At 30.1% G+C, this 13,916-nt stretch carries 16 protein-coding genes; all 16 read left to right on the forward strand.

The window, feature by feature from the left end; translation table 11 throughout:
* Positions 1–108 precede the first annotated feature (108 nt).
* The 16 genes from IW20_RS19600 to IW20_RS19675 all read left to right on the forward strand — a co-directional run bounded on the left by IW20_RS19600 (position 109) and on the right by IW20_RS19675 (position 13,868).
* Positions 109–1,686, forward strand: coding sequence for a rhomboid family intramembrane serine protease (locus tag IW20_RS19600; protein WP_035626569.1), 1,578 nt, complete (start codon positions 109–111; stop codon positions 1,684–1,686).
* Positions 1,687–1,765: 79 nt separating this feature from the next.
* Positions 1,766–3,097, forward strand: a complete 1,332-nt coding sequence (locus IW20_RS19605; protein WP_035626435.1) for a tetratricopeptide repeat protein — start codon at positions 1,766–1,768, stop codon at positions 3,095–3,097.
* Between the two features lie 27 nt (positions 3,098–3,124).
* Positions 3,125–3,898: a hypothetical protein gene (locus IW20_RS19610; RefSeq protein ID WP_035626437.1), complete on the forward strand. Its 774-nt coding sequence runs from the start codon at positions 3,125–3,127 to the stop codon at positions 3,896–3,898.
* Positions 3,899–3,989: 91 nt separating this feature from the next.
* On the forward strand, positions 3,990–4,556 hold the full coding sequence (locus IW20_RS19615; protein WP_035626439.1) for a hypothetical protein: 567 nt from the start codon (positions 3,990–3,992) through the stop codon (positions 4,554–4,556).
* A 94-nt stretch (positions 4,557–4,650) separates the two neighbouring features.
* Positions 4,651–5,907: a retropepsin-like aspartic protease gene (locus tag IW20_RS19620; RefSeq protein WP_035626442.1), complete on the forward strand. Its 1,257-nt coding sequence runs from the start codon at positions 4,651–4,653 to the stop codon at positions 5,905–5,907.
* Between the two features lie 104 nt (positions 5,908–6,011).
* Positions 6,012–7,112, forward strand: coding sequence for a hypothetical protein (locus IW20_RS19625; RefSeq protein WP_035626445.1), 1,101 nt, complete (start codon positions 6,012–6,014; stop codon positions 7,110–7,112).
* A 152-nt stretch (positions 7,113–7,264) separates the two neighbouring features.
* Positions 7,265–7,849 (forward strand): hypothetical protein, encoded by a 585-nt coding sequence (locus tag IW20_RS19630; RefSeq protein WP_035626448.1) that lies wholly within the window; start codon positions 7,265–7,267, stop codon positions 7,847–7,849.
* Between the two features lie 103 nt (positions 7,850–7,952).
* The gene (locus IW20_RS19635; RefSeq protein ID WP_035626451.1) at positions 7,953–8,576 is read left to right on the forward strand and encodes a class I SAM-dependent methyltransferase; all 624 of its coding nucleotides are present in this window, start codon (positions 7,953–7,955) and stop codon (positions 8,574–8,576) included.
* A 58-nt stretch (positions 8,577–8,634) separates the two neighbouring features.
* Positions 8,635–9,537: a PhzF family isomerase gene (locus IW20_RS19640; protein WP_035626453.1), complete on the forward strand. Its 903-nt coding sequence runs from the start codon at positions 8,635–8,637 to the stop codon at positions 9,535–9,537.
* 69 nt (positions 9,538–9,606) lie between these two features.
* On the forward strand, positions 9,607–10,485 hold the full coding sequence (locus IW20_RS19645; protein WP_035626455.1) for a DUF4349 domain-containing protein: 879 nt from the start codon (positions 9,607–9,609) through the stop codon (positions 10,483–10,485).
* Positions 10,486–10,494: 9 nt separating this feature from the next.
* Entirely contained in the window at positions 10,495–10,926 is a 432-nt protein-coding gene (locus IW20_RS19650; RefSeq protein ID WP_035626458.1) for a GNAT family N-acetyltransferase, read from the forward strand.
* A 490-nt stretch (positions 10,927–11,416) separates the two neighbouring features.
* Positions 11,417–12,103, forward strand: coding sequence for an SH3 domain-containing protein (locus IW20_RS19655; protein WP_035626461.1), 687 nt, complete (start codon positions 11,417–11,419; stop codon positions 12,101–12,103).
* A gap of 32 nt (positions 12,104–12,135) precedes the next feature.
* Positions 12,136–12,534 carry a hypothetical protein gene (locus IW20_RS19660; protein ID WP_035626464.1) on the forward strand — a complete coding sequence of 133 codons (399 nt, stop codon included), beginning with the start codon at positions 12,136–12,138 and terminating at the stop codon, positions 12,532–12,534.
* A gap of 110 nt (positions 12,535–12,644) precedes the next feature.
* Positions 12,645–12,980, forward strand: coding sequence for a hypothetical protein (locus IW20_RS19665; protein ID WP_035626466.1), 336 nt, complete (start codon positions 12,645–12,647; stop codon positions 12,978–12,980).
* Between the two features lie 40 nt (positions 12,981–13,020).
* Positions 13,021–13,362, forward strand: coding sequence for a nuclear transport factor 2 family protein (locus IW20_RS19670; RefSeq protein ID WP_123869472.1), 342 nt, complete (start codon positions 13,021–13,023; stop codon positions 13,360–13,362).
* A 47-nt stretch (positions 13,363–13,409) separates the two neighbouring features.
* Entirely contained in the window at positions 13,410–13,868 is a 459-nt protein-coding gene (locus IW20_RS19675) for a DUF6896 domain-containing protein (protein WP_035626470.1), read from the forward strand.
* Positions 13,869–13,916: the final 48 nt, after the last annotated feature.

Raw genomic sequence — 13,916 nt, forward strand, 5'->3', positions numbered from 1 at the left:
ACTATATATTAGTCACTTAATAAAAGTCTTTTGTTGTCAATATAAACAATAAATTAATCAAGACTTTTGATAGAAAAACACGCACCTTATAAATAGATATAACCAAATATGAATTCTAATCTTACCAAGAAGCTTAAATTAATTTTTGTTCCATTTTTAATCACAACGCTAGGCTTTTGTATTATTTATACTTTTTTAAACTGGCTGATTTTAATCAAATTACAACTCTTTTCAGTCAAAGAAACGATAGTCAATTTTGTAATTCCATTGATGTTTCCTATAATACCGATCATATTTTATTTACACAAGAGATTAAGCATTTTAAACCTAAAAGCGAAAAACGGAAAAACTTATACCGATTTTTATATATTTATTGTTTGGCTTTCCATTTCGGTTCCAACAATAATTGCTCAAGACTATCTTAAAACAGCAACAGGAAAATTAACTCAGGTCGAGAATGTTTCTGCAATTTCTAAACAAGAACAAACAAAGTATTATAAAATAAACAGATTGTTCATAGACAAATCTAAGGCTTGCTCTCACACTTTGTTTGAGCTTAGTGGTAAAAACGATACCAATTTTAACATGTACTTATATGTTGTTGTTCCTGTTTTTGATAAAAAATACGACGCATCAAACGCCTCTAGTTGTAAGTATTGGTTAGGAGTAAGATACCATAATCAGGTTAGTAATAGTCTTAGCCAGTCTAGAAAAGAAAGCGAATACCAAACCTTTGCAAACTTTAGTGAAACCGAATTTAATAAAACAGATTTAAATGATTTTGTATATCTGGAGAGAGTTGGTAACTCTGATAGTGGTGATGGTTATAAAGAAGCTTTAAAGAATTCTACCAAATTAAATACTACAGATTCAACTATTTTTATTGCTAGCAAAGAACCATTTGAAAATAGAAATGGAAATTCTTTTCTATGGTTTATCTGCACATTATTAGGAGGAATAGTCATATCACTAATTGCAATTTTAATTCCAAAATTTAACCCAAGAGAATTAAAGAACCTAGAAAGCGGAAAACCTCAAGAAAACAAAGATTTAAAAGAATTCCTCGAATTTATAAAACCTAGAGAAGGCTATTTTGTCACACCAATTTTAATATACCTAAATATTGCAATCTTTCTAGTGATGTTTCTATCCGGATTAGGTTTTGTATCGTTTGGAGGTCAGGACTTATTAAACTGGGGCGCAAACTACCAACCTTATACAGCCAATGGTCAATGGTGGCGACTTATTACAAGTGTTTTTCTTCATGGAGGTTTCATGCATTTGCTATCGAATATGTTTGGACTTTTATTTGTCGGATTGTTTCTCGAACCCCTATTAGGACGAGAGAAATACCTAACAATTTACCTCATTACAGGAACAATTGCCAGTTTAGCCAGTATATGGTGGCACGATGCAACAATAAGCGTAGGTGCTTCGGGTGCGATTTTTGGACTTTATGGATTATTCCTAAGTTTGTTATTGACCAAAGTCTTCCCTCCTCAAATCAACAACATTTTTTTGGTTACAACACTCATCTTTATAGGATATAATCTAGTAATGGGACTTACAGGAGGAATTGATAATGCAGCACATATCGGAGGTCTTATCAGCGGTTTTATAATTGGATTGATTATGAGTAACTCTTTAAAATCCAAAGAACAAAGAGTAACTAAAAGAAATGATTAAAAAATTGAATACGGATTATAAAATTTTTCGCTAATCCCATCCAATTGATATAAATTGACAATAATCTAAAAAAACTATTATGGGTTTATTTGACTTTTTTAAAAAAGAAAACAAAGGAATTGAAAATTCTAAATTTTATTCCGAACAATTTCAACATGAAATTTGTGCGTTGGCATTATGGAAGCTTGAGGAAAACAATCTGAATCCAAATGTTGCAAAATATGAACTTAAAAAAATCGGTCTAAATGATGACCAAATTGATTATATAATAGACAAAACCAATCAATTTATAAAGAAAGAGAAAGTCACAAAACCAGAACAAATAACAGGAATCGACGAAAAGAAATTTTACGAAGAAAGTTACCAATCTGAGATTTTAGATTTTGCTCAAAAAGCATATTTCCAAAACAAACATAGTTATGAAGCTGTAGAACAAAATCTTTTACAGGAAGGATTAAATCATAATCAGGTTAATGAAATTATATCGAAATTAAAAAAACTAAATGCTGATATGGTTAATGCTTTTCAGCAAGATTTAGACTCAGGATTAATTTCTGAAATCAAAATAATTCCAAACGCAGAACATACAAAAGAGAACATCGAACCTGATCAAGTTGATAAATACATTGGCTATGGAGCCTATCAAATGGACAGAGGAGATTTAGACAATGCACTAGAACTTTTTGATAAAGCAATAGCCCTAGACGAAAAAGCAACTTTAGCTTATGCCAATAAAGGAACTCTTTATTATAAAAAAGATGATAATGAAAAAGCTTTATTTTTTTACAATAAAGCACTTCAAATAGAACCTAATAATTTAGTGATTTTAGAAAACAAAATGGATTTACTATGTGAGATCATGAATGAATCTAACGAAAGTGAATTTATTGATACTGTGAAAACTATATTAAAAAATGACCCCGAAAATCCAAATGCATTAATTTATATAATTCAATTTTACGTAAAAGAAAATGATATTCGTAGTGCAATAGAATCCATCAAAAAGTTATTTTCTGATTATCATCGCGAAAGCATTGCCACACAATTATTGCTAGATGTATTTGCAAGATTATCAAAAGATGATGCGCTAAAAGAATTCGATACTTTTAAACAAGATATTAAGGAAGATGCAACATATCAGTTAGATTATTGTAAAGGATTATATCTAAAAGGAATTAGAGAATATGATAAAGCTATTATATTATTTGATGATCTAAATAAAATTCAGGAATTTTCTTGGAACTATTATCAAATAGCAATCATGAAAAATCTGCAAAACAAGATTGATGAAAGTTTAGAGTTCTTGAAAATTACATTTGATATAGAGCCTGAACTAAAAAATGATGCGAAACAATTTCCAGAACTACAAAATTTGTGGTCAAACGCTAAGTTTGTCGAATTGACGAAATAATACTTATCAAAAACTTAAAACCTCATTATGAAAAAACTCATTCTACTTTTTTTCTTTGCAATCGGATTAAATTCTGCTCAAGCCGAATGTGGAAGTGGCGGAATGCAATTTTTCCCTAAGAAAACAAACATAAGTTTAAATTCGATGTTTATCATACAAGGATATTCCATGAATGAAAAAACAATTAATAGTTTCAAAAATCGAAAGGTTTATCTGCAAAGTAAGAAAGGTGAATTAGTAAAACTTAATCTTGTTGAGATATTAAAAGGTCAAATGAGTCTGACGCAAGCCGTTTTTAAACCAGCAGAAGAATTAAAACCTAATACCATTTATTTCTTAAAATACTCCGAACAAACCGATATCGAGACAGAAGAAATGACGCAATGGAATACTGAAACAGACCAAAAAGGGAAAATTTACTGGAAAACAACAAACAAAAAATCAGCTGAACCATTAAACCAAAAACTGGGTATAAAGTATCAAAAAACTGAAGTTAGAGAATATGGTTGTGGTCCTTCGGCAAATGTAATCTTTAATGTTGTCAATAAATCTAATTCTGAAATTTGGTACAAAACAGAAATGGTTGATCTTGCCACAAACAAAAAAACTGTATTTTATATTAATGAATGGGAAAAACAACTTAATGTAGGACACGGAATGTGTGCTGGAGCATTTACTTTTACTAACCGCGGAAAATATAAAGTCAGATTCACACCTATGAATACTGATGGAACTTCATTAAATACAACAAAGTGGATCAATTTTGATAGTCCGTTTATGAACCAAAAAAATGGTTATTAAAACAATCAACCCAAAAACCTGATTTGTAACAAATTATAAAAACAACCGTCTATCATTATAAACCAATCATCTTCAATCAAAAAATAATGTTATGAAACCAAAAAGTGTTTGCTTACTCGGATTACTATTTTTTGTTCTTAGTTATATCATGTTTTCACAAGGTTCTAAACTAGCTTATTTTCAAAAACCTATAGATTTTGCGCATTGGTTTAATTTAATTGGAGCTGTATTGTTGCTTTCTTTTAATGATGTATTTCCAAAGAATAAACTTAATACAGTAGCTTCTTTTTTAACGATTTTAGGAGTTATAGGTCATATTGGTCTTTGTACGATAGATTTTATCATGTGGAGTTTTGGAAACGACGAAATCGCAAAAACGGAACTAAGTAATCAGATAAGTAATACGCCATCTATTTTATATCCTTTTGTTATTATAGGTCCATCGTTACTTTTTGTTGGGTTAGCAGCACACGCACTTAATTTTATTAAAACAAATACCATTAGCGCCCTAATGGTAATAATTGGAGCGCCCGCAGTAGGATTTTCTTTCTTTATATTAAAAAACGGAACTTATATGGTGCTAAGTTGCATTCTGTTTGCATTGGGATTATTTTTACTTCTTTATAGAAATCAAGAAAGAGAAATATTGACCGAATAAAAACCGATTCCCACAGATGTTTCTATATGTTAAAACTAATTATTCTCAACAGGTTAAATAATATAATTTCGACAACATTGTCAATTCTATAAAAATGAAAAAACTTATAATCTTTACGGTACTATTATTAGAAACTGGAGTTGCCTTTTCGCAAATTAAAACGGAGAATCTGCTTAAAAGTCTCAGCGAGCAACATCAATTTGTAAAAATGGATAGCTTAAATAATAGAATTAAGACAAGAGAATATTATTTTTATAAAGCATTATTTGCCAACGTTTGTAATAAACCCAGCGTATCAAATTTATATTTAGATAGCTTAAAGCAAAATCTAGTTACCAAAGAATTTAGATATTATAAATTAAAGAACGACAACTACATAAAGCTATTTGATTATGCAAATGCTTTTAAAACATCAGGTATTTTAACCACTACTTTTTCGGAAAAATATACCAAAGAGGAACTCGATGACGAATTAAATACGCGACGCATTTGGGAAGTATTAAAATTGCAAAAACCGCAACTAATCGATTCTTTCTCTAATATTTCTGTGGCGACCAAAAAAGACAAAGCTGGTTTAATTACCACTAATATCTCCGCAAATACGATAGATACAGATTTTGTTTTTGATACCGGAGCAGGTATTAGCTGCATTACAGAAAGTTTAGCAAAGAAACTAGGCTTCATCATCTTACCAGATAATAATATTGAGGTTATGAGCTTTACTGGCGTTAAAAACAAAGTGCTTATGGGTATTGCACCAGTTTTAAACATCGGAAATATAACAATTCATAATGCAGTATTTTTAGTTTATCCAGATACAGCATTTACATTTGCCAATGGTAAATATATAATAAATGGTATTATAGGATTTCCTATTATCAAAGAACTTGGAACTGTTACAATTGAGGAAAATAGTCTGAGTTTTTCTAAAAACAAAACAATTAATAACAACAATAAAAACTTATTTATCAACGAACTTCGTGCCATCGTAATGCTTAATTTTAAAGGTAAAACGCTTCCTTTTAATTTTGATAGCGGAGCAAAAACGAGTTCCTTTAATAAATCTTTCTACGAATTATTTAAATCTTATTTAGACAAAAATGGTACATTGGTTTCAGAAAAAACAGCTAGTGCAGGCGGACAAGAAGTTACATCTGAGGTTTTGGAATTAAAAGACCAATATATTCGATTAGGAAAAAATCAAATAAGCCTACCCAAACTTCAGGTTGATAAAACTGATTATGGCGTATATGGAAAAGTAAATTATGGTAATATCGGACAAGATATAATTGGTCAGTTTAAGAAAGTTACGATTAGTTTTGATTACAACTATCTCAAATTAGAAAACTAATATTTTTTATCGTAAAACACACAAAATAAGAACTGTAACAAACTCAGAAAATAAATGTCTATAAAATAAAACCAACGGAATGTTTTATTTATAAAAATTTTATCATGAGAACCTTAAAACTAGTTGCATTCGTAATTTTAAATTTATTCTCATTTTCAAGAATAAATTCCCAGACCAATCAAAACGACAGTATAAAATTAGATTACACCAAAATTTGTGCACTTGCATTAGATGGAGATCCTAAATCGGCTTTGCCATTACTAGAATTTGATTCTTCTAAAAAAATAACTTCAAAAGATTTAAAATTCAAAACAGATTTTGAAAACCGATTCAAATTTGCAGCAGATAAAAGTGATTTTTTGGAAACCCGAAAATCAAAAATTAATCAGTTATTACAAATTTACAGAGATTACTGGCGATTGTCTTTTTTAAACAAAGAGAAGAAAAACGACAGCTTAATTATGAAAAATGTATCTCATTTTCTTAAAGCAAATTTCCCTCCTGCAAAAAACCTAACTCTTAATGAAGACAGCATAAATGTGTACCAAAAAAAGTATATCACAGATTTAGGTTACCATACTACAGGGTTTGGAAAAACTGGAGGATTATATGATTTATTAGTTTGGAAAACCGAAAAAGACACCGTTTATAAACTCAATTATGATGGAAAGGAAACTGCAATAAAAATCTATTTTATGGATGATTTTATAACATTAGGTTGGAGCGAATATGCAACTTTAGGTCGCTATTATCCTGCTGGTTGGGCAACACATGAAGCCTTATTTTGTGTAAAAAAAGCATACGATTTAAAATCTGAAACATTTAGAGTAAGTTATATTGGTCACGAAGGCAGACATTTTGCCGATTATCAATTATTTCCAAAACTAAAAGGCGTTGGATCTGCTGATTTAGAATACAGAGCAAAATTAACAGAACTATCGCTTTACTCTGAAGAAGGACTTTATAAAAGAATACAGTTTTTTATTAATAATGGTAATTACGATAGCCAAAACGGGCATTCTATTGCTGCTTATTGCGTTATAAGAGATTTATCCAAATCTTTATTTAATACTGACTTTGAAAAAGATTTAGATAAATGGAAATCTATTTCTGCTAAAAAAATAAACGAAGCAGCCACTCAAATCCTTAAAGAAAACACTAAATCCTTAGAGAAAATTCCGAATGTAGAAAACTTTATCAAATAAGGATTCTATTGATTTTTCTTAAATACAAATAGCAAAATCAACCTTAACATCGATTGATAAAATCTAAAACTCTTTTTTTTAAATTCGTATTTTCGTTTAGTAAAACTCGGTTCCCAGTTTTCTTCCACAGTAAATAATAAATTCAAAAATTCATGACCAACTTACCAAATTTTAAAATTCAACCTCATGGAGAAATCTCTGATGAATTTTTAAATATCAATATTTCTACATTTAATGATGCAATCCGCTTCATTGCAAATCTAAATTATGGAAGGAATCAGAATAAAAATGATTTAAAAACAGTATTTATTGATAATTGTGGAACTTGCAGTACAAAACATGCATTACTAAAAAAACTTGCTGATGAAAATGGATTCAGCCAAATAAAATTAATTCTTGGTATTTTTAAAATGAATTCTAAAAACACCATTGAGATTTCTGAAACATTACAGAAAAACAATCTTAATTTTATTCCAGAAGCTCATAATTATTTAAAATTTGAAAACAAAATCTTCGACTTTACAAACCCCAACTCTAAACCATCTGATTTTGAAAGTGACTTAATTATAGAAATTGAAATGCTACCAAATCAAATTTCAAATTATAAAGTCGAATTTCACAGAAAACATCTTCAAGATTGGCTTAACGAAAATGAAGATATAAAATTAGAATTGGAAGACATTTGGAAAATCCGCGAACAATGTATCCTGGATTTAACTAACTATAAAAAAAGATAACAGAGGTTCAACAAGTTTAAAAATTCAACTAAATTCCCTTTTTAAATTCGTATTTTCGTTTAGTAAAAAATATTTCTATTTAAACACTAAATCATACGAAAACATGAATGACACTTGGACTGAAAGATGGAATGACAGATATAGCACAGATGAGTTTGCTTATGGCGAACAACCTAATAATTATTTAAAAGAACAATTAGAAAAACTTAATACCGGAACAATTCTTTTTCCTGCCGAAGGCGAAGGACGTAATGCTATTTTTGCAGCCAAACTAGGTTGGAAAGTTTCGGCATTTGATATAAGCAGCGAAGGAAAAAACAAAGCCTTACGACTTGCCGAAGCTAATAAAGTAACAATCGACTATCAGGTTGGCGAATTGCAAACGCTGAATTATACGCCAGAACAATTTGATGCAATTGCATTAATTTATGCACATTTTCCGGGTGATATTAAATCATCATATCATAAAATTCTTAATACGTTTTTGCGTAAAGGTGGTTTAATAATTTTTGAAGCTTTTAGCAAAAAACATATCGAATACAACTCTAAAAACGAAAAAATTGGCGGACCAAAAGAATTGGATATGTTGTTCTCTATTGAGGAAATACAATCAGACTTCCCAGATTATGAAATCATCGAATTAGTCGAAAAAGAAATCGAGTTAAACGAAGGTCTTTTCCATAATGGGAAAGGTTCTGTAATACGATTTGTTGGTCGAAAAAAATAATTGCAATAAAGATATGTTGAGACGCACTGCTGTGTGTCTCAACACGAAAGTTTAATAAATGAAAAAACTAATTACCTACCAAATTGATTCTTTTACCAAAGAAAAATTTAAAGGAAATCCTGCCGGAGTCGTTGTTAATGCAAACGGTTTGGATGATTACGAAATGCAACAAATTGCAAGAGAATTAAATAATTCTGAAACCGCTTTTCTATTCCCACCAGATAGTAATGATTGCGATGGTGTAATACGTTACTTTACCCCAAGCACCGAAGTTCCTATTTGCGGACACGCTACTATTGCTGCAATGTATGCCAAAGCTATCGAAGAAAATTTAGATTCTTGTGTATTAAGATTCAAAACCAAGATTGGTATTCTTCCTTTTGAAATCATCAAAAACAATGGAGATTATCAAGTTCTAATGACGCAAGGAAACTTTGAACTTTGTCCTGCATTCGATAAAGATATAACTACCAAAATGCTAACTGCTTTAGGACTGGAAGAATCTGATTGGGACGAAAAATGTCCGATACAAATAGCTTCTACAGGACATTCTAAAGTTATGATTGGCATCAAAAGCAGAGCAAAACTCAATACTTTATCTCCAAACTACAATGCGCTAGCCGACTTAAGTAAAGTAATTAATTGCAATGGCTATTTTGTCTTTACATTCGACTCTGATAGTAAAGATTTCCTAACCTACGGCAGAATGTTTGCTCCAGGAATTGGTATAAACGAAGACCCGGTTACAGGTAATGCAAATGGACCTCTTGGAGGTTATTTGGTACAAAACCAAATCGTAGATTTTAATGCCGATAAATTTGAGTTTAACGGAAGACAAGGTGAAAAAATAGACCGTCTTGGAGTTATAAATGTTAAAGTTAAGATTGAAGATAACAAACCTGCATTAATTCAGATAAAAGGAGATGCTGTAGTTGTTTTTAGAGCCGAAATAGTCATTTAAAATAAGTGCGCAAACATTCAAAGTAATATCTTAATTCCAAAAAGTTAATCCTCCTAAAACGAACCCTGTATGAAATCTTTCTTTTTAAGTCTAATTGTTTTATTGATTGCATCTTCTTGTAATTCTAACAGAAATGAAACTAATAGTGATGAAATAGTAGCATTGAGTGCTCCACCACCACCTGCTGGTTCTAGCTCTGATGATACTGATTCTAAAGACAAAAAAGAAGTATCTGAAGACAAAAATACTGAACCAGAAACTATTATGCCTGTAGTAAAAGAAAAAAAAATCATAAAAGACGGAACTGTTACGGTTACTACAAATGACATTACTGCAAGTAAAAAAAATATTGATGAATTACTAAAAAAACTTAATGGCTATTATGAAACGGAAGATCTACAAAATTATGATCAGTCGATTTCATACGATTTAAAAATAAGAGTTCCTGCAGATAATTTTGAAAAACTAATTTCTAGTATCGAAAATGGAAAAGATGAACTTACTGGCAAAAGCATACAAGCCAGAGATGTAACAGAGGAATTTGTTGATATTACAACTCGTTTGGCTAATAAAAGAGAATATTTAAAGCGCTATAAAGAATTACTTTCCAGAGCCTCGACAGTAAAAGATATTCTTGAGATCGAAGAAAACATTCGAGTAATCGAAGAAGAAATAGAAAGCAAAGAAGGACGCTTAAAGTATCTTAACGATCAGGTATCTTTTAGTACCCTAAATTTAACCTTATATAAAGAAAAAGAGTATATCTACAAGCCACAAGAGCAGGACAAATTCTCGGAAAGAATTAAAAATTCTATTAGTGAAGGATGGACTTCTATTGTTGATTTCTTATTGTGGTTATTTTCAATTTGGCCATTTATCATCCTAATAACAGGTGTTGTATACATCATTCGTAAAATCAGAAAAAAACGTAAAAACCAAGTACAATAATACACAACGATGAAAATTGTAGCAATCGGAAAACACCATCTTGACTCTTTAAGAAACATATTCTTAAAGGAAAGACAAACAACATTTTCGTGGATTGATTCGGCTACATTTCATTTACAAGATTTTGATACCGAAACTGATGGGGAATATATTCTGGTTGCTACTCTAGATGATATTACAATTGGATTTATCTCTATCTGGATGCCTGATAATTTTATTCACCATTTATATATAGATCAAAAATATCATGGCAAAGGCATAGGGACTCAGTTGCTAAATGCTGCAATTAAGAAAACTAATTTTCCTGTTACTTTAAAATGTTTAGAGAAAAACACATCTGCTGTTAGCTTTTACAAAAGTAAAGGCTTCGCAGAAAAAGAAAAAGGAGAATCTGGGCAAGGAACTTATATCCTATTTGAATTATTACAGGATATATCCTGAGGCCTTGGGCAATGTCATTAAGTAAAGATAAACAACTGCAATACTGTACCGAATAAATCTCACGCAAAGTCGCCAAGCCGCCAAGTTTACACCTAAAATCTTTGCGCTTTTGCGTCTTTGCGAGAAAACAATTAACCATAATTTGCTCAAAAAGGGTTAACTTAATGAATTCACTTCGCTCCTATTCCAAAACCAAAAACCCACAGGACTTGAGATAAATATTCTTGATCCTGATTTAGATTCTTTAAGACAATATACTGCTGCTTTTGTAGATAATCTTACTACAACATTTAATAAATCAAAATAGCACTCGTAATGAGATTTAAAAGATTCTAAGATACTTCTCTTCAAAATTCTTTTATTAGTCTCTCGCTAAAATTAATACATTTTACAGCATATAAACTTTAATAATAAATGCCTCAAGGTTATAAAACGTAATAAAAAACCTATATATTTGTTTCTTTATCAAAGCACAATTACAAAGAAACTCATGAAAAAATTAATCAGTACCCTCCTTTTACTTGCCTTTAATATCAGTTTCTCACAATTCGGAATTATTAATGACCCTGATGGTTATGTAAACGTTAGAAACTCCGCTGGAAAATCAAACAAAATAATAGACAAATTAGATAATGGAGCCATCGTTTATAATTATGAACCCGATGGTAACTGGGCAAATATTGACTACAAAAAAAGTAAAGAAAACTTAGGTGGATATGTCTATAAAGACCGAATAATCGATTTAACAAACTTCACAAAAATACCTGTTCGAGAGAATAAAAATGGAATTATAAAACTCGAGAACAATAATGTTAAAGTGGCTGTCGCCGAAATCGCATTCAATCCAAAAAATCACAAACTAAAATACAACAGCGAGAGTCCAACTATACTAGAATCTATCGATGATCAGGTTATATTTGGAACAGATGGAAATATTCCTAAAAGAAAGTACAAATCAATTGAAATAGAAATTGATAAAATCTTAATTAGCTTACCCGAAACAGCTTTAAAGAATGCATTTGAGCCTAATCTGGAAGAAACAATGGTTAATTATGACTCTGCAAATGATATCTTGTATATACAATCTTTAAATAGCGATGGTGCTGGTAGCTATGTGATATTATGGGTAATCGAGAAAAAGAAATTCAAAACCAGAGTTGAAGCCATTCCATTCTAAAAATCATAGCGCATTATAAAATTTAAAAGTCCATGAAATACTTATTTTATATTTTAGTTCCCTTTATCATTTCATGCCAAAACAGAGAAGAAAACAAACATGAAGATAGTAAGCAGGATAAAAACCTAATTTACTTTAATTCTCATTTTATGGCAGATTTAGGCGATGACGAATGGTATAAACTACAATCCAAAATGGACTCTCCTATTAAAACACAATATCTTGATGACGTTATTTATGTGACCAAATATATTGATGTAAATGCTTGTGGAACTTATGAAGGAGATATAGAGATAAAGAAAGACACTATTTACTTAATTCACAGATTAGTGTCTGATGAAATCTGTGCTACAACCTCGATAAATAAGATAATCTACATTATAAAAAACCCAACACAGAAAAAGTATAAAATGATTATTCGTTATGAATAATTAAAAAAAACATTACAATTCTTACTTTTAATTATTACTTTTAGTTGTAAAACAAATGCGAATAGGAATAACACCAAATCATGTTTTAATTTTTAAATAAAACTACCGCTATGAAATACAAAAAAATTATAATTTGGAGTTTATTGCTTATCATGTTTTACGTATTGTTTGTTTCTTCATTTCTTATGAATGCTTGGGGATATATCTCTGATAAAAATTATCATTTACCTAAAGAATCTAACTTACTCATATTTAATGCCACAACCATGCAAAATCCTACCAGCGATATTTGGGTCTATGGTGAGGATTACAATAATTATTATTACAATGGAGGGCTAAATGCCGAAGATATTATTTCGATATCCAAAGAAGACATGAAAAGCTGCCCAAACTTTAATCCACTAAATATTAGCACTTGGTGTGGAGCCGAAATTCCTCATAAATAAAATCCAGATAAAAAAACAACCAAATAAGCATACCCCAAAAATGACAATAGACCAAATTATTGATGATCAAATGTTGGCTTTCAACAATAGAGATATCAAGAAAATGATGCCCTTATATAGTGATGAAATTAAAATCTTTAATCATAATGATAATACATTAGTTATCGATGGCATAAAGGAATGCGAAAAAATGTTTACTACATTATTTGATAATTCACCAAATCTCTACGCCGAGATAATTAAAACCATAAATTTTGACAACAAAGTAATTGTTCACGAATATGTAAGTGGTCGAAATGGAAGTGATGAAAAAACAGAACAAGTCGTTATTTTTGAAGTAAATAATCAAAAAATAACCCGAATGGATTTGATGAGAAAATAAACCTTATAAATTTTCGAAAACAATAAACGCCATTCACAAAATTGATTATGAAAACACTTCAAAATGAAATAATAATTGAGTTGCTAAATGCTATGGATGAATTTGAAACTATAGCTGAACAACTAATTAATAAAGTAATCACAGAAACAAAGCAACCTGAAATTGAAGCCATAAAAAACGGAGATTATTACGAAATTGAAAATGCTGATTTCTTAAACAATCAAAATACATTATCTGATAATTGGTATTATGATGTTCATGGAGAACATTGCCTGTTTGAAAACACAATAACTGGACAAACCCTAGAAGTTTCTCTAGGTCATAAAGAGCATATTGCAAATTTAGATCCTTATTTTTTCTATAATTTCCTTAAAACTACCAAGCATTTTACGCATCTTACCAAACATTTTGAAAGTCCTTTTAAAGATATGTTAGATTTATTTGAAGATCTTGAACAAAGAAAATTACTAAAACATATTTATAGAATTGGGTATAGAAAAATATAAATAGTTCCACTGATTTACGATCAATCATAATAAACACAAAGTCTAAAT

The sequence above is a fragment of the Flavobacterium hydatis genome, assembly GCF_000737695.1.
In the GTDB taxonomy this organism is placed as follows: Bacteria; Bacteroidota; Bacteroidia; order Flavobacteriales; family Flavobacteriaceae; genus Flavobacterium; species Flavobacterium hydatis.